This window comes from Peribacillus sp. NPDC094092 (assembly GCF_050279365.1).
Classification (GTDB): domain Bacteria; phylum Bacillota; class Bacilli; order Bacillales; family DSM-1321; genus Peribacillus.
In genome coordinates this window covers 696,063-722,553 of sequence record NZ_JBNNUC010000002.1, presented here as the reverse complement: position 1 = coordinate 722,553, position 26,491 = coordinate 696,063, and the positions used below count along the sequence as shown (strand labels likewise).

The window sequence follows — 26,491 nt, the reverse complement described above, 5'->3', positions numbered from 1 at the left end:
AAGAAAGCGGCTGACCTTCCGGATCAGCCGCCTTTTTCTCGTGAGTTGTGCCATTTACTCGCGGGTTTACGCCATATACTCGTGAGTTTGCGCTATTAACTCTTAAATCCCAAAAGACAGCTCCCCATGATTTCAGGGAACTGTCTTTTTGGTTTTATCCTCTTAGTTCTGCACCAGCTTTTTCTTTAACGGCTTCAAGAACTTTATCATGTGCTTTTGTAATGTCCTCGTCCGTTAGAGTGCGTTCCGGGTCAAAGTATTTCAGTGAGTAGGCAATGGATTTCTTGCCTTCCTCCATTCTTTCACCTTCGTATAAGTCGAAAATGCTTACTTCTTTCAGCAGTTTGCCACCGGCTTCTTCAATAATATCCTGAATGTCCCCGGCTTTCGTAGCTTGATCCACAACGAGCGCGATATCGCGTGTGGTTGATGGATAGCGCGGAATGGTTTGGTACGCAATCGGCGCTACTTCGGCTTCGGCCAATGCTTTTAAGGAAAGTTCGAAAATGTATGTTTCTTTAATATCCAAGTCTTTTTGGACCGTTGGGTGCACTTGGCCGATAAAGCCAATCACTTCACCATTCAATAGTACTTCCGCTGTCCTTCCTGGATGCATGTCGTTGATTTCCGCTTGGCGGTAACTGATTTGATCAGCTAATCCAAGTGTGTCGAATAATGCCTCGATCACGCCTTTGGCTACAAAGAAATCCACTGGTTTCTTTTCACCTTGCCATGGATGTGACTCCCATAGGCCGGTGATTGCCCCAGCAATATGTTCTTTTTCTTCAGGCAGTTCATGTTCGTCACGCTTAAAGAATACCGAACCGATTTCATACAGTGCCAGTGAATCAATTTGGCGGGCGTTGTTATATTTCACGACTTCCAGCAATTGAGGCACGATGCTTAAACGCAGCTGGCTTCTTTCTTCACTCATTGGCATTGCTAATCGAATGGATTCCCTTGCTTCCAATGAGAATTGGGACGCTTTTTCCTCGCTTGTCAGTGAATAGGTCACCGCTTGATAAAGGCCAGCTCCTTCAAGTGTACGGCGTGCTTTCCGCCGTTTAATTTGATAGTCAGTCAATTGGCCTGGGGTAGCAGCACCGATCGGCAGTGTAGCGGGAATGTTATCATATCCATATAAACGTGCAGCCTCTTCGACTAAATCAGCTTCAATCGTAATATCGCCACGGCGTGTCGGGACTGTGATCGTGAACGTTTCATTGACAAGTTCAACGCCAAATTGCAGACGTTTGAAGATTGATTCCACAACAGATGCGGTCATGCTAGTTCCAAGAAGTGTGTTGATTTTTTCAAGAGTGATGCTAATGACCGCAGGCTCCATTGTCAATTCGTCAACTTCAGCTGCTCCTTGTAAGACTGTTCCGCCTGCATATTGTGCAATCAATTGTGCAGCACGTTCCCCAGCTTCACGTACACGGGCCGGGTCGACACCTTTTTCAAAACGTGCACTAGCTTCACTGCGTAATCCATGGTCCTTGGAAGCTTTACGAACTACTGCACCTGCAAAATATGCACTTTCAATAATGATGTTCGTCGTATCATTTTTCACTTCGGAATCCGCTCCGCCCATCACACCAGCTATCGCTACTGGCTCGATGCCATTTGTGATCACTAAATGGTTAGTTGTCAAAGTGCGTTCCGCTTCATCCAATGTTACGATTTTTTCAGCATCCTTCGCTCTGCGGATGACGATTTCCTTTGAACCGAAGCGGTCATAATCAAAGGCATGGAGCGGTTGGCCGTATTCAAGTAAAATGTAGTTCGTGATATCCACCACATTATTATGCGGCCGGATACCTGCAGACATCAACCTAGTCTGCATCCAAAGCGGTGAGGGTCCAACCTTGACATCCTTGATGATTTTAGCAATGTATAGCGGGTTGTCTTCTTTCGCTTCAACTTTGACACTGATATAATCAGTTGCTTTTTCGGCTGCCTCTTCTTTCTCGACAACCGGCCATTTCACTTCCCGGCCTAAAATGGCTGCCACTTCGTATGCCACACCAAGCATGCTCAATGCGTCGGAACGGTTTGGAGTCAGCCCTAGTTCCAGCACTTCATCACTTAAACCAAGTTCTTCCAATGCATCTTTCCCTACTTTCACATCATTAGGGAAGACGAAGATACCTGTAGCATAATCCTTTGAAACGAGCTTGGATTCGAAACCCAATTCCTGAAGCGAGCAAATCATCCCGTGCGATTCCTCTCCACGAAGTTTCGCTTTCTTGATTTTGAAATTACCTGGAAGGACTGCGCCAACAGTAGCGACTGCGACTTTTTGGCCTTTATCGACATTCGGTGCTCCACAGATGATCTGAACGGGATTTTCGGCCCCGATATCCACTTGGCATTTATTCAATTTATCCGCATTTGGATGTTGTTCACGTTCAATGACATGCCCGATGACGACCCCTTTTAGCCCTTCACTTTTCTTTTCCACCCCTTCAACCTCAATGCCGCTTTTCGTGATTTTGTCAGCTAGCTCCGTAGCATTGATGCCTGAAAGGTCAACATAATCTTGTAACCATTTATATGACACAAACATGGTAGGTCCTCCTTTTTAAAATAAAAATTTAAGCTTCATGATGGTTGAATTGTTTTAAGAATCGAACATCATTCGTATAGAAATGACGGATGTCATCCACACCGTACTTCAACATGGCAATCCGTTCCACGCCGATTCCAAATGCGAATCCAGAGTATTTCTTGGAATCGAAGCCAGCCATTTCAAGGACGTTCGGATGAACGATCCCGCCGCCAAGCACTTCGATCCAGCCTGTTTGTTTACATACGCTGCAGCCTTTACCACCACAGATTTTGCAAGAAATATCCACTTCGACGGAAGGCTCCGTAAATGGGAAGAAACTTGGACGAAGACGGATTTCACGGTCTTGCCCGAATACTTTTTTCGCAAATACGTCCAGCGTACCTTTCAGGTCGCTCATGCTGATGTTCTCATCGATGACCAAGCCCTCAATTTGCTGGAATTGATGGGAGTGTGTAGCATCATCGTTATCACGGCGATATACTTTTCCTGGGCAAATGATTTTAACAGGACCTTGACCTTTATGTTTTTCCATCGTTCTGGCTTGAACGGGTGAAGTGTGCGTACGCATCAGGATTTCATCCGTTATGTAGAAGGAATCCTGCATATCACGTGCCGGATGGCTTTTTGGCAAGTTAAGCGCCTCGAAGTTGTAGTAGTCGCTTTCGACTTCAGGACCTTCCGCAACGGTATAGCCCATACCGATGAATAAGTCTTCGATTTCTTCCACGACACGTGTTAATGGGTGAAGATTCCCCTTGTTAACCGGACGTCCAGGAAGTGTGACGTCAATCGTTTCAGTTGCTAGCTTTGCATTGATTGCCGCAGTTTCAAGCGCTTTTTGTTTCTCCTCGATCTTTGTGGCGATCGCTTCGCGTACAACATTGGCCAGTGCCCCGATTTTCGGGCGTTCTTCGGCAGATAATTTACCCATGCCGCGCAATACCTCAGTGATTGGCCCTTTTTTCCCTAAATAAGCAACTCGGACTTCATTCAGTTCTTTTAAATCGGAAGCGGCGGCAACTTTTTGCAACGCTTCTTCCTGCAGTTCTAGTAAACGTTCCTGCATCAGTTCTTCCTCCTTTATTTTCCTTTGAAAAATGAACACAAAAAAACCCCAATCCCTAAAGGGACGAGGTTTATGTATCGCGGTACCACCCTTATTAGTGCACGAACAAAAAAACTTCTGCACTCACTTCATTAAAAATAACGGCTCTTCACCGGAACATTTTTCGGACATCATGTCTTCCCAATGCCAACTCGAAAGGTGAATTCCCTTAAGCAGTGCCATAAAAATGCTTTCAGTCAAGGCATTTTTTCCCTGGATATGGTTAACTTAAGCTACTACTCTTTGTCATCGTTGTTTTCATTATAAAATTCTGTTTTATTATATTATAATTCTTCGGCCGTTTCAAATCGATTTTCGTAAATAGTACATTAAAATCCCGGCAGCGATACCCACATTCAATGATTCGCTTTTTCCGTAGATGGGAATATAAAGGTTTTTAGTCGTTTTCTCCAATAATTCCTTCGATACTCCTTGGCCTTCATTACCGACCAGCAGGGCAAATCGGGAAGACCTTTCCACTTCTTCAAATGGCGATGCGCCTTCTAATGCCGTGCCATATACCGGTATGCCGCTTTCCTTCAGCTCATCGATGATTTCGCAAAGGTTCCCTTTAATGACAGGCATATGAAAGAGGCTCCCTTGTGTCGAACGGACCACTTTGGGATTATACAAGTCAGCACAACCTTCGCCAAGTATGACCGCATCGATTCCAGCTGCATCCGCTGTCCTGATCATCGTTCCGATATTCCCGGGATCTTGGACGGCATCGATCAACAATAGTTTATCCGGATTGATGGACGCCATGCTCGTTGATTTCTGTTCACAAACCGCAGCAATTCCCTGCGGGGCTTCGGTATCACAAATCGCCTTCATGATATCATTTTTCACATAAATGAGTTCTGTGCCTTCCACCTTAAAATGGGCAGGCATTTCAGTTTCTTCATTGATGATCACTTCCAGGACGATTTCTTCTTTTAATGCTTCTTCAACTAAGTGAAAACCCTCGACTAGATATTTACCTGTTTTATCTCGTTCTTTTTTCGTCAAAAGTTTTTTCCATTGCTTAACTTGCGGGTTTTTTACGGATTCGATATATTTCAAGGGTAAACGCTCCTTTAACTTTACACTGATTTTCCTATTATAACGCAATTCACATACATATTGCATGCGAGTTTGTGAAATGCTATTAACGTCAGTCATTATGTGTTAGAGGAGGAATAATTATGAATTTGAACTTACGTAATGCGATCATCCAAAATGTATCTGGAAATTCGCAAGAGCAGCTGGAAGACACGATTGTCGACGCCATACAAAATGGCGAGGAAAAAATGCTTCCTGGATTGGGAGTATTATTCGAGGTCATCTGGCAAAATTCATCTGAGCAGGAAAAACAGGAAATGATCACTGCCCTAGAAGCAGGATTAAAAAAATAACAGCCTTCAGAGGCTGTTATTTTTTTGATTTCGCTTCGAATGCCTTCAGTTCTTCGATGGAGACTTCTTCTTCGAGCAGCAAGATGAATTTTTTTGCTCTCACTTCTTCAAGCATCGCTTTTGTCTCATCATAAGAGTAGCCGTATTTCGTGAAAAAGCTGCGTAAATCTCCAGATCCTTCATCTGTGAAGTAGTGGAAGATTCTAAAAAAAAGAGTGTCCTCCTTATCCTGATTGGCGATGATCAGGATATCCGTATGTTCATTTCCAAGCTGCACATGATTTTTTATATCAGCTGCCACTGTCATTTGGGTGCCAGATACGCCTTTAGCTTTTAAGTCTTGAATTGCAGCAAGTAGCTCCGGATTAGAGTCAAAAACACCATATACGTTTTTTTCCATGTTTCTCCCTCTCCTTGTTACTCTACTTAAAATAAATACCAAGTCATTATACCTTGCAGCTTTAACAATAAACAAGCAAATAGTCCATTGAGAATCCCTTACCAATGAACAAAAGAACCCTTTGCCTAAAGGTTTTCCAAAAAAATATCAGCCTGTTTCAGCTTGCAGATAAAAGGGTTGGGAACAAACGAACCAACTGAACCAAAGCAATATCTTCAACCCATCTGCATGATTACTATCCTAGGGAAACCCCGCAGGCGGAAAACGCATTCCTGCAAAGCAACGTCCAAACTTCACAAGCCATAAAGAAACTGCAGACAAACTCGATTTTCATCTAGTTTGTCTACAGTCTGAACAGCCTTATGCCGGCAGTTATTTTACGAATTAAAGATTGTCGGTATTGATTCGATTTTTGATGTATTCATCCTGCAAGCCTTCCTCTTGCTGCCCGTTGGCATTCGGGCTCACCTTGTTCCGATCCAGTGATTTATCAGTATCGGCAGAAAACGGGTCTGCATGAGGGTCGCTTGCCAGTGTTCCTTCATGATCCCCTGGTTTTTTCCTCTTGAATTTTTCTGTGGAGTTCCCCCAGATTTCCCTTTGTTGAGCTCGATTTGTATTCAGCTCTTCATTTTCAAAGATGTTCGCAGAATTCCCATGAAGTTCTTCGCTTCTTCCTGGCTGTGCTTCCACTTCCCCTGTTTGATAGGCATTCGCTGTTGTTTCAGGAAAAAGATTCGGATCTGGATTATTCACCACCCCTGTTTTAAGCGGATTCACTAAAGGTACGTCCGTATCCTCCATGCGATTGGACGTTATGCTCCCCCGTGCTGATCCGTTTTCCGATTCATCTAAAAGAATCAGGAATTTTCCAGCCTCCACTTCATTTATATAAGCAGTGGCTTTACTATCGGAAAGCCCTAACTCACCTAGTTGGTTCCGTATATCTTCAGAACCCTCATTCAGGAAAAAGTGTTTCATCTTATCAATGAAGGAATCCTCGTTAGAGTTAGTAACGACGTCGACATCCGGATCTCGCTTTTGATTGACGAAATCCAAATCTTCTTTCTTATCAGCCATTACCGTTATTTCTCCTTCATGGACCCCCTTTTCCTTGAGGGATTGAATAGCCTGGATTATTTCTCTTTCCGTATTAAAAACACCATATAATGTTTTTCCCATGCATCTTCCTCCTCCTATTATTCCGAAATTTCTTCTTATTTGTATTTATACCCTGATGGGTGCCAAATAAACAAAAAGGTTTGCCTTCACTAGGCTAGGCTCGTACCTATTATCAGTCTTTAAAACCCCAAAAAAAGCCTGCAGTTTTAAAACTGCAGGCCATTTCCTTCACTCTTAGAAGCGGTCGGTTCTACGTTCAGTTGCCTTTTTCTCATTTACGATCGATTCATCTGTACTATCAAGGTGGATATCTTCCTTTTTAAGAGTATCCTGAACTTGTTCCGTTTCTTGTACAGCATGTTTCTTGATGACAATTTCATCTGTGACGACCGGTTTTTTCGAAACCTCCAACTTTTCTTCAACAACAGGGATCCGTAATGTTTCCCCATCTTCAATGTTTCCAGTTTCCAGATCCGATTCACGGCCTGAAACAGATCTATGCTCGACTGTCACTTCTTCGTGTTCAACAGGGACATTAATTGTTTTATGTTGTTCATTGACTTCTTTGTTAATGACAACTTCCCCTGTCTGTACTCTTTCCTTATCAATGTTCAGCTGTTCTTCCCGAAGTTTAAGCGTCCTTTCATCCTCTGGCAATTCACGGCCTTGTCCGTTGACTCCATAAACATCTTCTTTATTTAATGCATCGGTTTTCTCGGTTCCATTATATAGTTGGTTGGTGGAATTTGTATCAAGCCGTGTAGCGGCAGTATCCATATTCCCTGTCGTGAATTTATCTCTTGCCGTTCCAAGATGGCCTACACCTTCTTCTACCAGAACCAGGACTTTTCCATTTTCTACATCAAAGACATGTTCGGCCGCTTCACTATTCGAAAGGCCTGCATTCGACAATCTTGTTGAAAGGTCTGCCGTATCATCCGGCATGAAGAAACGTGCCACTTTGTCCATAAATGATTCGTCATTAGGAACATTCGTCATTGTATGAACATCCGTTTCGCGTTGAGTGTTCGTGAAATCCAATGTTTCTTCCTTGTCTGCGACGACCGTAATATCGTCCCCTTCAAAACCCTTTGCCTTAAGTGCATGGATTGCTTGGATCACTTCTGCATTTGAGTCATATACTCCATATACTGTTTTATTCATTTTACATTCCTCCTTAGGTTTTGTTGTTTTGTTTAGTGGATGCTATGTATAAACTCTACCCGCTATGAACCTAAGTAAACGAGGAATCCATATTTCATTTTTGTTATATCATTTACAAATTGTTCTCAGCACAGAACGCCTTTTCAATTGAAATCCAGACTTTTCAAGGGTTTCCCCATTTTTAAAAATGTAATGTTTAACCAAATAATGCCATTTCATTTTTTTTCTTCTATTATAATGCCACAGCCAGCAATAGCAGGTCCGCTATATGCACCGCTTTTGTACATTCCCCCAAGTTTTCCCTCTCGATCCCCAATTGCATTTGCAATAGACAGCCAGGGTTTGCCGTGACAACAATGTCGGCCTGTGTCGATTTCGTGTGCTCCATTTTGGAGTCGAGAATATTCATGGACATCTCTGATTCAACAATATTATAAATCCCAGCTGAGCCGCAGCATCGATCGGCATCTTTCATTTCCCTGAAGTCGATTCCTTCTATCGATTGAAGAAGAATTCGCGGAGCCAACGAGGTGTTCATCACATTCCGTAAGTGACAGGAATCCTGAAAGGTTACCGATTGTGCCGGCAATTTCAAGCGAACTTTTTCCTGAAAATTCAAATCAACCAGGATTTCGCTGATATCTTTCAACTTATTTTTAAATGCGATTGCACGGTCATGCCATTCAGGCTCGCCTTGGAGCAAATGGTCATAATCTATGAGAAAAGCTCCACACCCTCCGGCATTCGTAATGATATAATCAACTTCCTCCGCTTCAAAAGCTTCTATATTACGCTTGGCCAGTTGCTTTGCACCTGCTTTTTCACCACTATGCCCATGCAGCGCCCCGCAACAAGCCTGGGATTTCGGAATCACGATTTCACAACCTGCCAGCTGAAGAAGCTTTAGTGTGGCCTTGTTCGTTTCCAAAAACATCGTATCCATCAAGCAGCCGGAAAAGAAGGCCACCTTTTTGAGCGGCGTTCCGATTGCAGGCAGCCCGGTTGGCCTATTTTTCATTTCTGATTTTTTCGGGACTTTTGGCAGCACCTTTTCCATGGTTGCCAAATTATTCGGAAGCATGTTGAGGATTCCCGTTTTTCGGGCCATGTATTGCAGACCTGATCTCTGATAGAAGCCCAGCAAACTCGTCATGGCCTGCATTCGCTCCTGATGCGGGAATAATCCACTAAAAACGGCCTTGCGAATCGTTTTTACAGGGTAACTGTGCTTTTTATTCTGATGAATGATATCTCTTGCTTCTTCAAGAAGATGTCCATATTTCACACCTGAAGGACACACAGGTTCACAGGCCCTGCAGCCGAGGCAAAGACTCAATGAACGTTCTACATCCTCATCTGGCTCAATCACACCATCCGCAACAGCTTTCATTAGGGCAATCCGGCCCCTTGGTGAATGGGATTCCTTGAGTCCCGATTCCAAGTATGTCGGGCAGTGGGGCAAGCAAAAACCGCAGCGCATACAATTCAACAATTCATCCTCATTCATTTTTTCGGCGAATTGCTTGGCAATGGTTTCCCTTTCCTGTACTGTCGTCATGAAGAAACCACCACCCTTTTCCTGGTTTCTTTGGCAAATACTTTGCCGGGATTCATGATGTTATTGGGATCGAAAGCTTGTTTAATCGCTCTCATGGCATCGATCCCTTCTTTCTTCAGCTTCCATTCAAGATAAGGTGCCTTCATCGCCCCTACACCATGTTCACCTGTTATCGTTCCGCCAAGGTCGATAGCCACGGCAAAAATGTCGGCAAAAGCGAGCTCCACTCTCTCCATTTCCTCATGATCACGAGCATCGGTAATGCATGTTGGATGCAGGTTCCCATCCCCAGCATGGCCGAACGTGCAAATGTTCACGTTATGCTTGACTGCGATCTCATTGATCGCTTTAACCATTTTGGCAATTTCCGACCGCGGAACGGTGGCATCTTCCAAAATGGTCGTAGGCTTGAGGCGTGCCAGTGCAGAGAGGGCTGTTCGCCTTGCGGTTTTCAAGGCGACAGCATCAGATTCCGTTTCGGCAATTTCCACGGATACCGCCTTTTCCTCAAGACAGATATCGGCCATCCTTTTCATATCACGTTCCACCACTTCAGGCGGACCATCCTGTTCAATCAACAGGACGGCTTCCACATTGGTGGGCAAGCCGATTTTCGCAAAGTCCTCAACCACGATCAATGTCGGCCGATCAAGAAATTCCAATGTAACTGGAATGATTTTATTTGAAATGATCTTGGTCACTGACTGGGCTGCAGCATCCAGATCTTGATATAAGGCAAGCATCGTCTTTGTCGTTTCCGGCATGGGGATCAGCTTCAAGATCGCTTCCGTAACGATGCCCAAGGTCCCTTCTGAGCCGACAAAAAGTTTTGTTAAATCATACCCGGCTACATCTTTGGCAAGCTTGCCCCCTGTTCGAATGATATCCCCATTCGGAAGGACCGCTTCAAGCCCGATGACATAGTCACGGGTGACTCCATACTTTAATCCCCGCAGTCCACCAGAGTTCTCATTAATGTTTCCGCCAATAGTGGAAATTTTCATCGAACTGGGATCCGGCGGATAAAACAATCCCTTTTCTTCAACTGCTGAAATCAAGTCCAATGTGATAAGTCCAGGCTGTACGGTCGCCGTTAAGTTCTCCTCATCTATTTCAAGTAATGAATTCATTCGATTGAATAAAAGGACAAGCCCCCCCTCTGTCGGGCAAGTGCCTCCGCTTAAATTCGTCCCAGATCCGCGTGGGACGATCGGAACATTGTATTCGTTGCAAACTTTGACGATGGCTGCTACTTCAGCTGTGCTGCCCGGTTTAATGACAGCATCCGGCATCGCTTGAAACCCTGGCGTTGCATCATATGAATAGACTAGACATTCCACTTTCGAGTCATCGAAATTCTCCTGACCGACGATGGTAAGAAGTAGCTGCTTGACCTGCTTTGTTAACATGTACATCCTCCTCTTATAAACATAGGAAATTCATGATTTTTCATATGATGTAAGTATAAGAAAGAAAACACTCCATCATCTATGTATGAACATATAGAATTTAGAGCTTTTCAAAGAATTAATTTGTATGATTATCCAACATACTTAATGCTAGATACATAGTGACTAAATCGGCCAGCTTCCTAGGATTCAGACAGGTCAAATCTTCTATGCGCTTGAGCCTGTAATGGAGGGTATTGATATGGATATGCAGGGCTCTAGCGGTCTCCTTAAGAGATAGATCGCATGCAAAATACATGGAAAGGGTTTTAAGGAGCTCCTCATTAGGAAGCAACTCATGAATCGTCCGTGATAAATATTCATGCCGTGTTTCAGCAGTAACTTCATCAAGCAGGACCTCAATCTTCAAGTCCTCGTCAAATATGATCCCCGAAGAAGGAAACGCGATTTTCAAAGAACGTTCCGCTTTAAAAAACGCTGACCTGAAAGCGGATCCCGATGCTCGCGAACTAACTCCAGCACACACTTTATAACCCGAACTCTCTTCCAGCTTTTTTTGCAGTGTACTTATTTTCTTTAATTGCTGGATTTTTGAACCGATGAAATCGGCTATAGAAAGAATCACGAATTGGTTCCTCCCCCAACGGACCGCGATGTCATTGGGATGCTGCTGTCTTACGTATATCTGAAGCGTTCTCCACACATGAGGTTCAATGATTTCCTCAGTCTTAAATTCACCAAGGGTGATGATCCGGTCTGCATGAACATCGACCCCAAGTAATTTGGCCTTCTGAAGGAAAAGCTCATTGAACGTCTGAAGCTGATGCCATTCAAATACAAAGAATTCCATCAGACGTGATTGGGATTCTGCTTGTTCGATATGATAGCTTTCCTGAATGAACATCTCCGTCATCTTTTTTAAAAGTTCCCCATAGGGGGAAACATGTTTCGGGTCGCCCGTAATTCCAATGACACAAACTGCTTCCTGGTTAAAGAAAATAGGTAGATTTATACCTGCCTTCACTCCTTTCCAACTTCGTTCATCCTGTTTATTGATGATCAATTTCTCACGATTGTTGAAAGCGTGGATGGCTCCTTCATGATAAGCTCCAATACGGCTGTTATCGGTGCTGGCGATAATCGTGCCAGCATGGTCAATAATGATGATTTCCTCATCGATCAGTTTTCGAACCTCATGAACCAATTTTCCTGCCACAGCTGACAATTGCATGATAGGTCCTCCTTTTTTGAATGGGCTTGAAAATATTTCGAGGCTCCCCTATGCAAAGGGAGCCTCATTCTACTTATGGAATCATCCAGGAAAGGACGCCATTTTGCAAGAAGGTAATCACACAAACAAGCAGCAATAAAAACAAACTATGTTTGAGCGTGAATCTCAATAATTCCGATTCCCTGCCCGCCAATCCAACGGCAGCACAGGCAATCGCTATCGATTGGGGGGAAATCATCTTTCCCGTGACCCCTCCGGAAGAGTTCGCCCCAAGTGCCAAGACCGGCTCCATCCCCACTTTAAGGGCGGTCACTTTTTGGAGACTGCCAAATAAGAGGTTGGCTGATGTATCCGATCCGGTAATGAACACTCCCAGCCAGCCGAGAACCGGTGCGAAGAACGGAAATAAATCACCCGATTTTGCAAGGGTCATCCCTAATGTTGTCGACATGCCTGAAGCATTCGTTACATAGGCAAAAGCCACCACGGCAGAAATCATCAAGATTGGTTTTGCCAGCTCTTTCATCGCTTCAACAAAGGTGCTATAAACGTCTTTTGCCGACATGTGTGCGATGAATTTCGTTACGATGGCAGCCAGTAAAATCGCAGTCCCTGCCGCTCCGAGCAGTTCTATTTTATAGAAAGCCGCAATCGGCAATCCATCGCTTCCGATTATCGCATTATGCAGACCTGGGACTTCGATTTGGAAGGTTAATAGTTTCCCGATTTCATTGATTCCGCCAAGCAATGCATTGTTGCCTTCATAATGTCCGGAGAGTGCCGGCTTTATTGGGTTCATCCCCCATATTGTTATGAAAAGCGTTAACAGAAGGAATGGTGACCAAGCATGGAATATTTGCGTTTTCGTGTATTTTGTTTCCGCTTCTGCAGCATATATAGGTTCGGCAGCTGCTGCCGTTTCCTCGGATGCAAAGCGGAAGATCGTTTTAGGTTTCCAGAATTTAAGGAAAATCGCCAATGCAAATAGTGACACTAACGCGGAAAGGATGTCCGGTAATTCGGGCCCAAGAAAATTTGAACTTAAGTACTGCGTGATGGCAAAGGAAAATCCCGAAACCAATATTGCCGGCAAGACTTCAAGCGACCTTTTCCAACCAGTCATTATTAAAATGAGATATAGCGGAATGAAAGCCGAAAGGAATGGCAATTGGCGGCCGACCATTTTTGAAATTTCCATGGCGGCTATGCCAGTTGGGCCTTCCATGGCGATGATCGGTATTCCAACCGCCCCGAATGCAACGGGAGCGGTATTTGCGATCAAACAAATCCCTGCTGCATATAGCGGGTTAAATCCAAGACCGACCAAAAGCGCGGCTGAAATGGCAACCGGTGCCCCAAATCCCGCTGCACCTTCTAAGAAGGCCCCGAAAGAAAATGCCACCAATAATGCCTGGAGGCGGCGGTCTTCCGTAAGCGAAAGCACCGAAGAACGAATGATATTGAATTGTCCGCTTTTCACAGTCATTTTGTACAAAAATACGGAAGTGATGATGATCCATCCGATTGGGAGCAGCCCATATACGGCTCCTTGTGAAGCAGACATCACTGCTTTTCCTGCAGGCATTCCATATATCAATACAGCCACTGCAAGAGCTACAAGCAACGTGGTTATACCAGCAATGTAACCTTTCATGCGTTTGATGGTAAGTGCCCAGAAAAAGTAAAGAATAGGAATGAGTGCGGCAAGAGATGATAAAGCTAAATTATCGGTGATCGGCGTAAAGTTTTGTGTCCATGTCATTCATTTCGACTCCATTTTCTATAAATTTTTTAAAAAATTCAGAAATCAACCGCTAAATGAAACCCCTTACATATCCGAAAATTCCAAGTCATCAGATGACTTGATGAGTACTCATTAAAATTAAATGATTAAAAATATAAAATCAAGAATTTTTTTATTTTTTATTGTTTTTTTAACCTTCGGGAAGTGTGAAAGATCATTTGTGTTATATAATATTAACCAGAGAAACTCATAGAAAATAGAGGTGCTACTACTTGGTATATAAAAAAATCAAACCGAAAAAAATTTATGAAGAAGTCAGCGATGAACTTTATGAAATGATTCGGTCAGGCAGCCTGAAACCAGGTGAACAATTGGATTCCATTCAGCAGCTTGCGGAAAATTTCCAAGTCGGGCGTCCGGCCATCCGCGAAGCATTAAGTGCATTGAGTTCAATGGGTCTTATTGAAATAAAACAAGGTGAAGGAACATTCGTCAAAACCTTCGATCCCACCATCATGAACCATCCCTTGTCTGCCGCCCTTTTGATGGATCAGGACAATATCAAGCATTTACTGGAAGTCCGGAAAATACTTGAGTCCGGTACGGCAGAAGTGGCAGCGAAGAAGAGAACGGAAGAAAACCTTATCGAACTCAAGGAAAGGCTTTTTGATATGGAAAAGGTATCAGATGATGAAAAACTAAGTGATAAAGCGGATATCGCCTTCCATGTTGCAGTGGCAAACGCATCACAAAATGAGCTGCTGATCACATTGATGAACCACGTCTCGGAATTAATGACGGAAAAGATGCGGGATATCCGCCGGATTGCGCTTTATTCCGAAGAAATGTCACTTAAGAAACTTCACCAGCAGCATGTCAGGATTCATGATGCAATCGTGGCACAGGATGAAGACGGAGCCCGCAGTGCCATGCTGTTTCACCTTCAAAGCGTTGAGGAGGCACTGGATCGGGTCATCCAAAAAAATCAGCAAAATCACAGTTGACCTTCCTTTAAATTTCAAAAATCCCCTATACAAAATAGGATTAAATTGATATATTATTTTGAAAACGATTACTTCAATTAAAAAATCTTGGAAATTGGTCTATTCTCTTAACCATTTCCTTTTTCCATTTTCTAGTCATCAGATGACCTGTTAACCTATTTGAAAAAGGAGGAGTTCAAATTGAAAGTTACTCTCTTTGCAACATGTTTAGTGGATTTGTTTCAATCCAACGTCGGCAAAGCGACAGTGGAGCTGCTCGAGCGATTAGGCTGTGAGATCGATTTCCCCGTGTCCCAGATATGCTGCGGACAGCCCGCATATAATAGCGGGTATACGAAGGAATCGAAGGAAGCTATGAAAAAGATGATTAAAACGTTCGCGGATGCTGAATATATCGTCACACCTTCCGGTTCCTGCGCAGCGATGTTCAAAGAATATCCGGTTCTTTTCAAAGGAGATGCCGAATGGGAAAAGAGGGCCGAATCATTAGCGGCTAAAACATATGAATTGACCCAATTCATCGTGGATGTCTTAAAAGTGACCGATGTCGGGGCGACCCTTAAGGGAAAGGCCACTTATCATACTTCATGCCATATGACACGGCTGCTCAAGGTGAAGGAAGCACCTGCCATTTTGTTAAGCCATGTCAGGGGGCTGGAAATGACACCACTTCCGGATGCCCAAAACTGCTGCGGGTTCGGGGGGACCTTTTCGGTTAAGATGGGTGACATTTCCGGGCAAATGGTCGAGGAGAAAGTCTGTAATATTGAAGCTACCGGGGCCGATTTCTTAATTGGCGGGGATGCCGGATGTTTGATGAATATTGGCGGACGGATCCAAAGGAAGGGGCAACCGGTGAAAGTGCTTCATATTGCGGAAGTCCTGAATAGTATCTAGAGAAAGCCGAGGAGGGAAATAACTAATGGCTATGAAAACCAGCTCTGCCAAGTTTAAAGACCGCGTGGATGAAGGAATACATAATGATTTTATGCGATTAGCCGTATCGAGTGCCCAAGAACGATTACACGGACGGCGACTGACTGCCGTTGATGAATTGGGAAGCTGGGAGGATTGGCGTTCCCTTGGGGAGGAAATCCGGCAGCATGTGCTCAGTAACCTTGATTTCTATTTGCACCAGCTTGCAGAAAATGTTTCGAAAAGGGGCGGTCATGTCTTCTTTGCTGAAACCGCTGAAGAAGCAAGCGGCTACATCAAGGATGTCATTGTTAAAAAGAACGCCAAAAAGGTCGTGAAATCCAAATCGATGGTCACGGAAGAAATCAATTTGAATGCAACTCTTGAAGCCGTTGGCCTTGATGTCGTTGAAACGGACCTGGGTGAATACATTTTACAAGTGGATGATCATGATCCCCCTTCCCATATCGTCGCACCAGCTCTCCATAAAAATAAGGAGCAGATTAGGGATGTTTTTAAAGAAAAGCTTGCATATACGCAAACCGAAAAACCGGAAGAGCTTACCGCCCATGTGCGGGGCATTCTGCGGAAAGATTTCTTAAGCGCCGATGTGGGCATCACCGGCTGTAATTTTGCTATTGCGGAAACGGGCTCGATCGGTTTGGTGACGAATGAAGGAAATGCCGATTTGGTCACTGCCCTACCAAAAACGCAAATCACCGTGATGGGAATGGAACGGCTTGTGCCTACATTCGATGAATTCGAAGTCCTTGTCAGCTTATTGACAAGAAGCGCTGTAGGCCAAAGGTTGACCAGTTACATCACCGCACTTACCGGGCCGCGTGATGAAGGCGATGTAGACGGACCCGAGGAATTTCACCTTGTGATCGTAGATAATGGACGCTCCTCCATTTTAGGAACTGAGTTCCAATCCGTTCTTCAATGCATTCGATGTGCTGCCTGTATAAATGTCTGCCCGGTTTATCGTCAGGTTGGCGGTCATTCATACGGTTCCATATATCCAGGACCAATCGGCGCTGTGCTTTCACCCTTACTCGGGGGGTATGATGATTTCAAGGAGCTGCCATATGCCTCCACTCTTTGTGCAGCCTGTACGGATGCCTGTCCGGTTAAGATCCCTCTCCATGACTTACTGAGGAAGCATCGCGAGGTCATCGTTGAAAAGGAAAAAATGGCGCCATTTTCAGAAAAGATGGCCATGAAAGCCTTCGGAATCGGTGCGGCATCGCCTATGCTTTATAAGTTCGGCTCCAAAATGGCCCCATCCGCGATGTCTCCTTTTAAAACGGGTGATATCATCTCGAAAGGACCGGGACCACTCAAAACTTGGACAGAAAGCCGCGAGTTCCCTGCTCCAGGGAAAGAGAGCTTTCGGGACTGGTTTAAAAATCGGGAAAAAGGAGGGAAACCATCATGAATGGAACCATCCATAATGAAGGTTCATTTTTAAACAATATAGCCAAAAACCTGGGAAGGGCTCCTATTACGGAAGGCATCTCCGTTCCGGAATGGAAGCACGCCCCCCAAAAAGAAGTTTTGAAACATGCGACACCAAATGACCTTGTCGCGGAGTTGCAGGAGCAATGTAAACGGGTGCATACTCAGTTTCACGTTACCGACTCCAAGCAAGTGATGCATTGTTTGAATCAGGTGATCGAAGAGCTTGGAAACGGACCCTTGATCATCCCCAAGGACGATCGGTTTTCCGACTATGGGTTGGAGGGCATCTTTAAGGACAAAGATGTCCATATATGGGATCACCAAGCCGGGAAAGTAAATATCGAAAAAGCAGAAAGTGCTAACATCGGAATCACATTCAGTGAGATGACACTGGCAGAATCAGCGACCGTCGTCTTGTTCAGCGACAAGGACCATGGCCGTTCCATCAGCTTCCTTTCTTCCTGCCATGTTTCCATCATTCCAAAAAGCACCATCGTCCCGCGAATGACTCAGGCTGCAGCGGCCATCCGTTCTAAAGTTGCCCGGGGCGATGTCGTTCCTTCCTGCATCAACTTCATAACAGGGCCGAGCAATTCGGCTGATATCGAAATGGACCTTGTCGTCGGCGTCCATGGTCCCGTCAAAGCGGTCTATATAATCGTCGAAGATAAGTGAAAATAAGGAAAAGAAAATGGAGAGGACCTGATTGGGCCTCTCCATTTTTACTTTTCTATATTACTCGTAAATGATCCGATCAACCGCTTCACGATCGAGGCGTTTGATCACTTCGACAATGAGCTTAACTGCATTCTCATAATCATCCCGGTGGAGCATTGCTGCATGTGAATGAATGTAGCGTGTGGCAATCGTGATGGCCAGTGCAGGAACACCATTTGCCGTTAAATGGATGGAGCCTGCATCCGTCCCGCCGCCCGGAATCGATTCATATTGATAAGGAATATTCATTTCATCAGCCGTGTCGGTGACGAAATCGCGTAATCCCTTATGTGCCACCATCGATGAATCATAGATGACGATTTGCGGGCCTTCCCCCATCTTACTCATCGCTTCTTTTTCGGAAACCCCCGGTGTATCACCAGCAATGCCAACATCGACGGCAAAACCGATATCCGGCTGAATTTTGAATGTGGAGGTTTTGGAGCCACGCAGGCCGACCTCTTCCTGCACAGCGCCAATTCCATAAACTACATTAGGATGGTCGCTGTCTTTCAGCTGTTTAAGCACATCTATGGCGATTGCACAGCCAATTCGATTGTCCCAGGCTTTGGCAAGCAGCATCTTTTCATTATTCATGACCGTGAATTCAAAATATGGAACAACCATATCCCCTGGCTTGACGCCCCATTCCTTAACCTCTTCTTTGCTGGATGCACCGATATCAATAAACATATCCTTAATATCAATCGGCTTCTTCCGCGCCTCCGCTGACAGGATGTGCGGCGGCTTGGAACCGATAATGCCAGTTATATCACCTTTACTTGTAACGATCGTCACGCGCTGTGCCAGCATTACCTGTGACCACCAGCCCCCTACCGGCTGAAAACGCAAAAATCCTTTATCATCAATTTGGGTGATCATGAAACCGACCTCGTCCATATGCCCGGTAACGATGATTTTCGGTCCGTTTTCATCACCCGTTTTCTTGGCAATCAAACTTCCCAGGCCATCTGTCGATATTTCATCTGCAAATGGTGTTATGTATTCAGTCATCACTTTTCTTACTTCACTTTCATTTCCTGCGATGCCTTTAGCATCCGTCAAGTCAGCAAGCATCCTTAATGTTTCATCCAATTTAGCCATCCCTATACCTCCCTATAACTTACATTACAAGAATAATTATACAGAAAATCGTTTGCATTAACAATCAGCAATCAGTAACCTTGCTTTTGCCTTTCGTAATTCACTTCATTTTTGCTTACATATGCTTTTTCCACATCCACTGCTGAAAATCCAAGCAATTCCCCTAAATGTAAATACTCAGCAAAAACCTTTTGGAAAGATGACTCTGTCAGCTGTGTGCGAAATTCGCTGATGCAGCCGTAAATAGCAGTAAATTGAAGCGTCAAATCCTCCTGATCCATCTTGAGGGCGGATGGAACTTCCGGTACAAATCCCCGTTCGATCCCGAGTGACAAAATGAAATGAATGCCATCCACGTATTCAGCCAAAATCGTTTCTTTATCAGAGGGGCCTTTTAGACTCCAGAATTTAAAACATCTAGTTTCATTGGCAAGCTCACCAAGCTCCACCAAAAGAGCAAGTATCTTTCGTTCCACTAAATCTTCAGCACCCAAATCATGCTTTGATTGTATATGCTCATCCAAGGCTGCCTGCATCTCCATTAATTTACCTATGTTCATTTTCATCACTTCTTTCTATCGTCTTCCCTTAAATTATATCAAATAAATGAAACTTATTAAAAACCCATACGTAAATGAAGGGAATCACTCTGTTTAAGGAGGTAGCGCCATGGTATTGATCATGCGGTTCATTCTTTTGGCCCTCATCATTTTCTTAATATATACAGTCATCAAATACCTATTTAATCCGAAAAGAAAATTAGAACTGGCACATGAACAGAAAAAGTTCTTTCTGCTCGACGATACAGCCAATATACGAAAGAATTTTTTATTGACGTACAACGGGGTGATGTTTGAAGGGGAAAAGTATTTAGGGACGACGGAACGCTCCTTCGAGGTCATCTCCATCTTCATTTGGCCTAAAAAAATGGACGGCCTGAAAAGCTTGAAGCGAAATGATTTCTTGAAGATCGAGGCAGCCATTAAAAAACAATATCCGGATGCCGTTATTGATTGGAAGAGCCCGGTTAAGGAGTTTTTACAAAAATGAAAAAGATCAAACATAATGAAGAGCCTTGAGAAAAATGGACTCAAGGCTCTATATTAATCATCTGAACGAAAAAATTCCTTCCAAGGGACGACCGTCTGCTTCTCCCTCAATATATAGATCAATAATGTTAAGGATAATAAAATGATGACGATCAGCGTTGGACTGAAATCTGCAATATAGTGGCCAAAAACCGTGTATACGAATGCTACAGGGAGATTGGTCATGAAGGATAGATAAAAATAATTTTTCAGCCCTTTATTGGATTCCAATAAGCAAAGCGAAAGTAAGTAAAAGTGTATGAATGGGATCAGCCTCAGTACAGCAATTTGCCGGCTATTGAGCTTTCGATTTCCAAACAGCTTATTCTTAAGCCGCAGCAGCCTATCCTTTGTTTTCGGAAATTTGCCGATCACGAAATAAAAGGCCATACTGGACAACGTCAAACCGATTACCGAATAGATGGTTCCAAAAGCAGCCCCGAATAATACTCCGCCAGACATGCAAACCACAATGACGGGAATGAATAGAAATTGCCTTAATAAATGAAAAGTGATAAAAATCAACGGTGCAAACACGCTTCCAGATTGAACGTAGCTCATTACAAGTGTCAGTTTATCATTCATGCTCTCCCTCCAGCTACTCTTTGCTGCTTCTACAAGCATATACATTATATGGGCTACATATTACAATTGAATGAACATCTTGATCAATAAGGCTATCTGAAGAATCATCAATATGGGCAGGCCCCACTTAAAAGCGGCATGCTTCGTCTTATGGCGGAATTGCTTCATCCCCAAAAAGGCCCCAGTCCCTCCGCCTATGACCGCCCAAAACCAAAGTGTCCTTTCGCTGATCCTGTACTCCCCATTACGCGCTTTCCTCTTGTCGATTCCCATTAAGGCAAATCCGATGATGTTCGTGATGATCACATAAGCAGCAATCAACCATACTCCTTGCATTCTCATTCCCTCCTTTAAATATATAAAAAGCCACCCTCTTGAAAAGAGAGTGGCTGTATCAGTCAGACTTATTTGTCTAATTGTTGTTTAGCAGCAGTTGCTAATTGAGCAAAAGCTTGTTCGTCAGCAACAGCAAGATCAGCAAGCATTTTGCGGTTCACTTCGATACCAGCAAGCTTTAGACCATGCATTAAACGGCTGTAAGAAAGACCGTTGATACGTGCTGCAGCGTTGATACGAGTGATCCAAAGTTTGCGGAAATCACGTTTCTTTTGACGACGGTCACGGAAAGCATAGTTTCCTGACTTCATTACTTGTTGGTTAGCTACTTTGAAAAGAATATGTTTCGCGCCATAGTAACCTTTAGCTAATTTTATTACCTTTTTACGACGTTTGCGAGTAACAGTACCGCCTTTTACACGTGGCATGTTATTTCCCTCCTATTTAACTCGATAAATCGAACTTATTTAATGTTGTCTAGCATATGACGAATACGTTTGAAGTCACCTTTGCTTACAAGGCTAGCTTTGCGAAGCTTACGCTTTTGCTTAGTAGATTTGTTAGCAAATAAATGGCTTGTGTAAGCGTTAGAACGCTTAAGTTTGCCGGATCCAGTCTTTTTGAAACGTTTAGCAGATCCGCGGTGAGTTTTCATTTTAGGCATAAGGTATTCCTCCTCATTACAAATTACTTTACAATTACTTTTCGTTTTTCGGTGCTAAGATAATGAACATGCTGCGCCCGTCCATTTTTGGGTGTTGCTCGATTGTAGCCACTTCTTTACATGCTTCAGAAAAACGAACGAGTACACGTTGACCAATTTCCTTATGCGTAATGGCACGTCCTTTGAATCGGATAGAAGCTTTTACTTTATCGCCTTTTTCAAGGAATTTAATACCGTTGCGAAGCTTCGTATTGAAATCATGTTCTTCAATCGTCGGGCTCAAACGAACCTCTTTCAGACTGATGACTTTTTGATTTTTACGTGCTTCCTTGTCTTTCTTTTGCTGCTCGAAGCGGTGTTTTCCGTAGTCCATGATCCGGGCTACCGGAGGCTTTGCATTTGCAGCAACTAAAACTAGATCAAGATTTACACGAGCGGCAATTTCCAATGCTTCGAATTTCGTTTTAATTCCAAGTTGTTCTCCGTTTTGGTCAATAAGACGAACTTCACGGGCTCGGATGCCCTCGTTTACCATCGCGTCTTTACTAATAGTTAGCCACCTCCAAAGATATTGGCGAATACGAATATTTGAATCAATTCGGTCACGCTCACAACTCGCTTACAGGATATAATCATAATAAAAAAGTGTGGATGCATGTTGCACCCACACTGATAGACTCATTCAGAAAGATCCAAATAATCAAATCATGACCTGTTAACTGCATTGTTTGCGTCAACCAGGTGAGAAGCGGGTGCTTCTTCTTTTCCTCAAACACGTATTCAATTCACTTTAGAAATATATCATAAACACTGATGACTTGTCAAATGCTAATTTATTCGTTTTTCACAACAAAATTAATATTATCAGACATTCAGTTATTTGACAATACGTTTTTTAAAGTAATTTGGACAAAAAATATTCATCATGATACTTTCCATCAAAAAACAGTGATTCCCGCTTTATTCCTTCCTTTTCAAAACCCATTTTTCGATATAAGGAAAGCGCAGGGGCGTTGTTTGCGATCACGGACAATTCCAGGCGCCGTATTTCTTTTATCCGTGCATGCTCCTCCATTTTCTGAAATAGCTTCGTACCGATGCCTTTTCCTCTGTCCTGTTCATTGATGCCGATGACAATTTTGGCGGAATGCCTCGTTCGGCCCATTTGATTGCCCAATAAGATTAGGTAACCTTTCAACTCATGGCCGCTAGCAGCGACGAGGAAAACGGAAAGGGGATTTTTTTCGATTTGCTCCATTTGCTTTTCCATTTGTTTCCCCGTCGCTTTTCTTTCCCCAGGGTTGAACAGCATATACCCGGAATCTTCAACATGATTGAACAGAGCAGCCAAGTTATCAGCGTCTTTCCTAGAAGCCTTTCTAATCTCCATTTATCCCCACTCCCCCTTTGGTTACATTCCATGCTCATCGAAGCCATCAAATGCTATGAGTTTTCTTTCGCCTTTTTCTTTTTGTCAATGGTGTCCCAGGAAAATAGGACTATCCAAAAAAGCAGGACCGGGACAATGGCATATTGCCGATAATCATCCATTAACAATAAGATGATGATGACAAGGAATGTCGGTCCGAATAGATAAGTAAATTTCTTTTTCATGCTGACCCTCCTTTTCATTGCTGTACATATTTTCACATGATGGTTCCATTTTATCATGTATCAATTAAAAGAGGGACACAACTATATGTGCCCCCCTTTTTGCTTTTAACGGCTTACTTCCGCCTTAATCGCTGAAACGAAATCTTCAAAAGCGATCGTTTCGGATTTTTGTTCACCATATTTACGTACATTCACGCTGCCTTCTTTGACTTCATTGTCTCCAACAACGAGCATGTACGGGATTTTTTGCATTTGCGCTTCACGGATTTTGTAACCGATTTTTTCGTCACGTGTATCCAGGTCGACACGAATGCCTTGCGCTTTAAGTTTTTCCTGCACTTCTTTCGCATAATCCAAGTGCACTCCAGGTGAGACCGGGATCACTTGTGCTTGGATAGGTGCAAGCCAAGTCGGAAATGCCCCCTTGTATTCTTCGATCAAGTACGCGACAAAACGCTCCATTGTGGAAACGACGCCGCGGTGGATAACAACCGGGCGGTGCTGCTTGCCGTCCTCACCGACGTAATTAAGATCAAAACGTTCAGGAAGCAAGAAATCAAGCTGAACAGTGGAAAGCGTTTCGTCTTTCCCTAAGGCCGTACGCACCTGAACATCAAGCTTAGGACCGTAGAATGCCGCTTCACCTTCCGCTTCAAAGTAATCCAGGCCAAGTTCGTCCATGGCGCCTTTTAACATACTTTGTGCTTTTTCCCACATGTCATCATCATCGAAGTATTTTTCTGTATCCTGTGGATCGCGATAAGACAGCCGGAATGAATAATCCTTGATATCGAAATCTTTATATACTTCAAGAACCAGGTTCACGACACGCTTGAACTCTTCTTTGATTTGGTCGGGACGGACGAAAATGTGCGCATCATTCAAAGTCATTCCACGTACACGCTGAAGGCCTGAAAGGGCACCTGACATTTCATAACGGTGCATCAATCCTAGCTCGGCAATCCGAATTGGCAGTTCTCGATAGCTGTGGATGCTGTTTTTATAGACCATCATGTGATGCGGACAGTTCATCGGACGCAGGACAAGCTGTTCGTTTTCCATCTCCATGACAGGGAACATGCCGTCCTGGTAATGATCCCAGTGTCCAGATGTTTTATAAAGGTCCACGCTTCCCATTACAGGTGTGTAGACATGGTCATATCCCAATCGTTCTTCCTTGTCCACGATATATCTTTCGATTGTCCGACGGATGGTCGCGCCTTTTGGCAACCACATCGGCAACCCTTGCCCCACTTTCTGTGAGCTCATGAACAAGTTCAATTCTTTGCCGATTTTACGATGGTCACGTTCCTTGGCTTCTTCAAGGAAACGCAGGTGTTCGGCTAAATCTTCTTTTTTATAGAAAGCCGTACCGTAAATGCGTTGAAGCATTTTGTTTTTGCTATCGCCTCTCCAGTATGCTCCAGCTATGCTCAATAGCTTGAACTCCTTGATTTTCCCCGTTGATGGAACATGAATGCCTCGACAAAGGTCAAAGAATTCACCTTGCTCATAAAGCGTCACCTGCTGATCGGCAGGAATCGCATCGATCAACTCCAATTTATACTCGTCGCCGATTTCTTTAAAACGGGAAATGGCTTCATCACGACTCACTTCGATGCGGGAAATTGCCAAGTTTTCGTTGACGATTTTCTTCATTTCTTTTTCAATCAATGGAAGGTCTTCGGGAGTCAATGATTCCTCCATATCCATATCATAGTAAAAACCGCCCTCGATGACCGGACCTACGCCGAATTTAGCGTTTTTGTACAAACGTTTGATCGCTTGTGCCATCAAGTGCGCTGTACTGTGACGCAATATTTCAAGAGCATCCGCCGCGTCCTGTGTGACGATTTCGATTGTGCCATCTTGTTCAATCGGACGTTTCAAATCATATAATTCACCATTGAATTTTCCGGCAATGGATTTTTTCCTTAAACCAGGACTGATGGATGCAGCGATGTCTTCAGTTGTTGTGCCTTTGGCAAACTCCTTAACCGCTCCGTCAGGAAAAGATATTTTCAGTAATTCTGACATTCAGTTTCACTCCTTCTTATTGTTCGAACAAATTTTGGGTTTTGATTCCATTACAACACAAAAAAGCCCGCCCCTGTATAAAACAGGGACGAGCTTAGTAATAAATATCATAACCCGCGGTTCCACCCTCGTTCCAGCTTGCTTTTCACGGCAAAATGGCACTTGTAACTTGGTAACGGCAGCTTCCCGTCAGCTCATATTCGCAGAATGCCTGCTTTCCGAGCCGAAGTTTAAAGGTGGTAAGTGTTCCATGCGAATAGGAAGCTTACAGCCTGTTGGCTTCCCTCTCTGATAATCGGCGACTAGAATACCCTTGTCCTCATCATAACTTTTAGTTTTTTAATAGTATGTAGGAAATTATAATTTGTTATACGGTGAAAATCAAGGTTAATTTTCTTTTTTCCACGAAAGATCATTCAAATGCATTGAAAATGACGAAAGTGGCAAAATGGTCGCCCGTTCTTCGAAAATCTTTGAAATGGTCTGGATCAGCCCTTCTTCCTTGTCATCGGTATAGATGCACAAGTTTTCGGGAGCAATCGATAAAAGCGGGGCAAGTATCACTGTATCGAGAAAAAGTGAACTTTTGGCAAGAAGCCTCCGGTCGATCATACTATTGATTTTTTGCCGGTCGAGTTTGCTGAATTTCTGATCATAGAAATGAAAACCATCCCGGTTGACCAGGTGAAGCTTTCTTAATTTCGACTCCTGCCCATGAAGGCAGTCGCGGAGAGTGGCAATGAAATTTTGATAGTCCTGCTCCAGCTTGTATTCATCAATCGCCTTAACGACATACTTTTCCAAAGTGTGCTGAAATGATTTTAAACGGAAGGTCGTAAAAGAATCGAATGAAAAAGATACCTTTCCGGCCAAGATGCTTTGAAGTCCTTCCTCAATCAATCGTTTCTCCGTACTGAATGCTCCATCTTGATTCCTGGCTCTTTCCACCTCTATGATCGAAGATGCAATTTCCATGATGGCTTCGATTTCTTCCCGTTCCCTATAAAAAAATTTACCGACTATTATTTGCTCCAGAACAGGAAGCGTCTTTTCTTCCAATAAAAAAGAATGAAATGCATCACGAAGCAGAATTAGCCATTTATCACCAGAAGACTTCGTCATATCCACATGCATGCCTTGTTGCGGAAGAAATCGAATGTATGCTTGAAATTCTGCCCCCAGTGGATGGACAGAAACGAAATTCAGTAATTTCAATGCCTCTGAATCGTTTTGAAACGAAATCTGCACTACGACATCCCCCCTTCCC

General features: G+C 43.7%; 27 protein-coding genes and 2 other annotated features. Of the genes, 6 read left to right on the top strand and 21 right to left on the bottom strand.

The features are described 5' to 3' along the window. Positions 1–154: 154 nt before the first annotated feature. From pheT to ACQKNS_RS12470, 3 genes are all read right to left on the bottom strand, one after another. Positions 155–2,569 carry a phenylalanine--tRNA ligase subunit beta gene (gene pheT / locus ACQKNS_RS12480; protein ID WP_427643270.1) on the bottom strand — a complete coding sequence of 805 codons (2,415 nt, stop codon included), beginning with the start codon at positions 2,567–2,569 and terminating at the stop codon, positions 155–157. Positions 2,570–2,597: 28 nt separating this feature from the next. After that, positions 2,598–3,638 carry a phenylalanine--tRNA ligase subunit alpha gene (gene pheS, locus ACQKNS_RS12475; RefSeq protein ID WP_427643268.1) on the bottom strand — a complete coding sequence of 347 codons (1,041 nt, stop codon included), beginning with the start codon at positions 3,636–3,638 and terminating at the stop codon, positions 2,598–2,600. Positions 3,639–3,694: 56 nt separating this feature from the next. Beyond that, positions 3,695–3,936, bottom strand: a binding site (T-box leader). 44 nt (positions 3,937–3,980) lie between these two features. Further along, on the bottom strand, positions 3,981–4,739 hold the full coding sequence (locus ACQKNS_RS12470; protein WP_427643267.1) for a TrmH family RNA methyltransferase: 759 nt from the start codon (positions 4,737–4,739) through the stop codon (positions 3,981–3,983). Between the two features lie 122 nt (positions 4,740–4,861). On the opposite strand from ACQKNS_RS12470, the gene sspI reads away from it, so the two are divergent. Further along, a complete protein-coding gene (gene sspI / locus ACQKNS_RS12465) occupies positions 4,862–5,071 on the top strand; it encodes a small acid-soluble spore protein SspI (RefSeq protein ID WP_057911488.1) in 210 nt (69 codons plus the stop codon). A gap of 16 nt (positions 5,072–5,087) precedes the next feature. Here the strand turns inward: sspI and ACQKNS_RS12460 are convergent, their stop codons facing one another. From ACQKNS_RS12460 to ACQKNS_RS12430, 7 genes are all read right to left on the bottom strand, one after another. Next, complete coding sequence (locus ACQKNS_RS12460) at positions 5,088–5,471, bottom strand: general stress protein (protein ID WP_427643265.1); 384 nt, start codon at positions 5,469–5,471, stop codon at positions 5,088–5,090. A 384-nt stretch (positions 5,472–5,855) separates the two neighbouring features. Beyond that, positions 5,856–6,653, bottom strand: coding sequence for a general stress protein (locus ACQKNS_RS12455; RefSeq protein WP_427643264.1), 798 nt, complete (start codon positions 6,651–6,653; stop codon positions 5,856–5,858). 174 nt (positions 6,654–6,827) lie between these two features. Then, positions 6,828–7,757 (bottom strand): YsnF/AvaK domain-containing protein, encoded by a 930-nt coding sequence (locus tag ACQKNS_RS12450; RefSeq protein ID WP_427643262.1) that lies wholly within the window; start codon positions 7,755–7,757, stop codon positions 6,828–6,830. 232 nt (positions 7,758–7,989) lie between these two features. After that, positions 7,990–9,315 carry a (Fe-S)-binding protein gene (locus ACQKNS_RS12445; protein ID WP_427643261.1) on the bottom strand — a complete coding sequence of 442 codons (1,326 nt, stop codon included), beginning with the start codon at positions 9,313–9,315 and terminating at the stop codon, positions 7,990–7,992. Next, on the bottom strand, positions 9,312–10,724 hold the full coding sequence (gene glcD / locus ACQKNS_RS12440) for a glycolate oxidase subunit GlcD (protein ID WP_427643259.1): 1,413 nt from the start codon (positions 10,722–10,724) through the stop codon (positions 9,312–9,314). Before glcD ends, ACQKNS_RS12445 begins: the two co-directional genes overlap by 4 nt. A gap of 118 nt (positions 10,725–10,842) precedes the next feature. Then, a complete protein-coding gene (locus ACQKNS_RS12435) occupies positions 10,843–11,955 on the bottom strand; it encodes a PucR family transcriptional regulator (protein ID WP_427643257.1) in 1,113 nt (370 codons plus the stop codon). A gap of 73 nt (positions 11,956–12,028) precedes the next feature. Then, a complete protein-coding gene (locus tag ACQKNS_RS12430; protein ID WP_427643255.1) occupies positions 12,029–13,717 on the bottom strand; it encodes an L-lactate permease in 1,689 nt (562 codons plus the stop codon). Between the two features lie 254 nt (positions 13,718–13,971). Between ACQKNS_RS12430 and ACQKNS_RS12425 the strand changes: the two genes are divergently transcribed. From ACQKNS_RS12425 to ACQKNS_RS12410, 4 genes are all read left to right on the top strand, one after another. Next, positions 13,972–14,703, top strand: coding sequence for a FadR/GntR family transcriptional regulator (locus tag ACQKNS_RS12425; protein WP_427643253.1), 732 nt, complete (start codon positions 13,972–13,974; stop codon positions 14,701–14,703). A gap of 180 nt (positions 14,704–14,883) precedes the next feature. Then, entirely contained in the window at positions 14,884–15,600 is a 717-nt protein-coding gene (locus tag ACQKNS_RS12420) for a (Fe-S)-binding protein (protein ID WP_427643251.1), read from the top strand. A gap of 25 nt (positions 15,601–15,625) precedes the next feature. Beyond that, positions 15,626–17,056: a LutB/LldF family L-lactate oxidation iron-sulfur protein gene (locus ACQKNS_RS12415; RefSeq protein WP_098370007.1), complete on the top strand. Its 1,431-nt coding sequence runs from the start codon at positions 15,626–15,628 to the stop codon at positions 17,054–17,056. Next, positions 17,050–17,754 (top strand): LutC/YkgG family protein, encoded by a 705-nt coding sequence (locus tag ACQKNS_RS12410; RefSeq protein ID WP_427644198.1) that lies wholly within the window; start codon positions 17,050–17,052, stop codon positions 17,752–17,754. Before ACQKNS_RS12415 ends, ACQKNS_RS12410 begins: the two co-directional genes overlap by 7 nt. 60 nt (positions 17,755–17,814) lie before the next feature. Here ACQKNS_RS12410 and ACQKNS_RS12405 read toward each other — a convergent pair whose 3' ends face one another. Both ACQKNS_RS12405 and ACQKNS_RS12400 read right to left on the bottom strand, forming a co-directional pair. Then, positions 17,815–18,900: a M42 family metallopeptidase gene (locus ACQKNS_RS12405; protein WP_427643249.1), complete on the bottom strand. Its 1,086-nt coding sequence runs from the start codon at positions 18,898–18,900 to the stop codon at positions 17,815–17,817. 71 nt (positions 18,901–18,971) lie between these two features. Beyond that, on the bottom strand, positions 18,972–19,460 hold the full coding sequence (locus tag ACQKNS_RS12400; RefSeq protein ID WP_427643247.1) for a dUTP diphosphatase: 489 nt from the start codon (positions 19,458–19,460) through the stop codon (positions 18,972–18,974). A 109-nt stretch (positions 19,461–19,569) separates the two neighbouring features. Between ACQKNS_RS12400 and ACQKNS_RS12395 the strand changes: the two genes are divergently transcribed. Further along, positions 19,570–19,950 (top strand): sigma-w pathway protein ysdB, encoded by a 381-nt coding sequence (locus ACQKNS_RS12395; RefSeq protein WP_427643245.1) that lies wholly within the window; start codon positions 19,570–19,572, stop codon positions 19,948–19,950. A gap of 53 nt (positions 19,951–20,003) precedes the next feature. On the opposite strand, the gene ACQKNS_RS12390 is transcribed toward ACQKNS_RS12395, so the two are convergent. The 9 genes from ACQKNS_RS12390 to ytxC form a co-directional block, all read right to left on the bottom strand. Beyond that, positions 20,004–20,573, bottom strand: coding sequence for a TVP38/TMEM64 family protein (locus ACQKNS_RS12390; protein WP_427643243.1), 570 nt, complete (start codon positions 20,571–20,573; stop codon positions 20,004–20,006). A gap of 60 nt (positions 20,574–20,633) precedes the next feature. Beyond that, positions 20,634–20,909 carry a DUF1294 domain-containing protein gene (locus ACQKNS_RS12385; protein WP_427643241.1) on the bottom strand — a complete coding sequence of 92 codons (276 nt, stop codon included), beginning with the start codon at positions 20,907–20,909 and terminating at the stop codon, positions 20,634–20,636. A 68-nt stretch (positions 20,910–20,977) separates the two neighbouring features. Next, the gene (gene rplT / locus ACQKNS_RS12380) at positions 20,978–21,337 is read right to left on the bottom strand and encodes a 50S ribosomal protein L20 (protein WP_034309067.1); all 360 of its coding nucleotides are present in this window, start codon (positions 21,335–21,337) and stop codon (positions 20,978–20,980) included. A 35-nt stretch (positions 21,338–21,372) separates the two neighbouring features. Further along, positions 21,373–21,573 (bottom strand): 50S ribosomal protein L35, encoded by a 201-nt coding sequence (rpmI, locus tag ACQKNS_RS12375; RefSeq protein ID WP_034309070.1) that lies wholly within the window; start codon positions 21,571–21,573, stop codon positions 21,373–21,375. A 34-nt stretch (positions 21,574–21,607) separates the two neighbouring features. After that, positions 21,608–22,108: a translation initiation factor IF-3 gene (gene infC / locus ACQKNS_RS12370; RefSeq protein ID WP_034309072.1), complete on the bottom strand. Its 501-nt coding sequence runs from the start codon at positions 22,106–22,108 to the stop codon at positions 21,608–21,610. A gap of 98 nt (positions 22,109–22,206) precedes the next feature. Continuing rightward, positions 22,207–22,343 (bottom strand) — a sequence feature (ribosomal protein L20 leader region). Positions 22,344–22,468: 125 nt separating this feature from the next. Continuing rightward, on the bottom strand, positions 22,469–22,963 hold the full coding sequence (locus tag ACQKNS_RS12365; RefSeq protein ID WP_427643239.1) for an N-acetyltransferase family protein: 495 nt from the start codon (positions 22,961–22,963) through the stop codon (positions 22,469–22,471). 53 nt (positions 22,964–23,016) lie between these two features. Further along, on the bottom strand, positions 23,017–23,187 hold the full coding sequence (locus ACQKNS_RS12360) for a hypothetical protein (protein ID WP_427643237.1): 171 nt from the start codon (positions 23,185–23,187) through the stop codon (positions 23,017–23,019). Positions 23,188–23,292: 105 nt separating this feature from the next. Further along, entirely contained in the window at positions 23,293–25,224 is a 1,932-nt protein-coding gene (gene thrS, locus ACQKNS_RS12355) for a threonine--tRNA ligase (protein ID WP_427643235.1), read from the bottom strand. A gap of 387 nt (positions 25,225–25,611) precedes the next feature. Beyond that, positions 25,612–26,472 carry a sporulation protein YtxC gene (ytxC, locus tag ACQKNS_RS12350; protein ID WP_427643233.1) on the bottom strand — a complete coding sequence of 287 codons (861 nt, stop codon included), beginning with the start codon at positions 26,470–26,472 and terminating at the stop codon, positions 25,612–25,614. Positions 26,473–26,491: the final 19 nt, after the last annotated feature.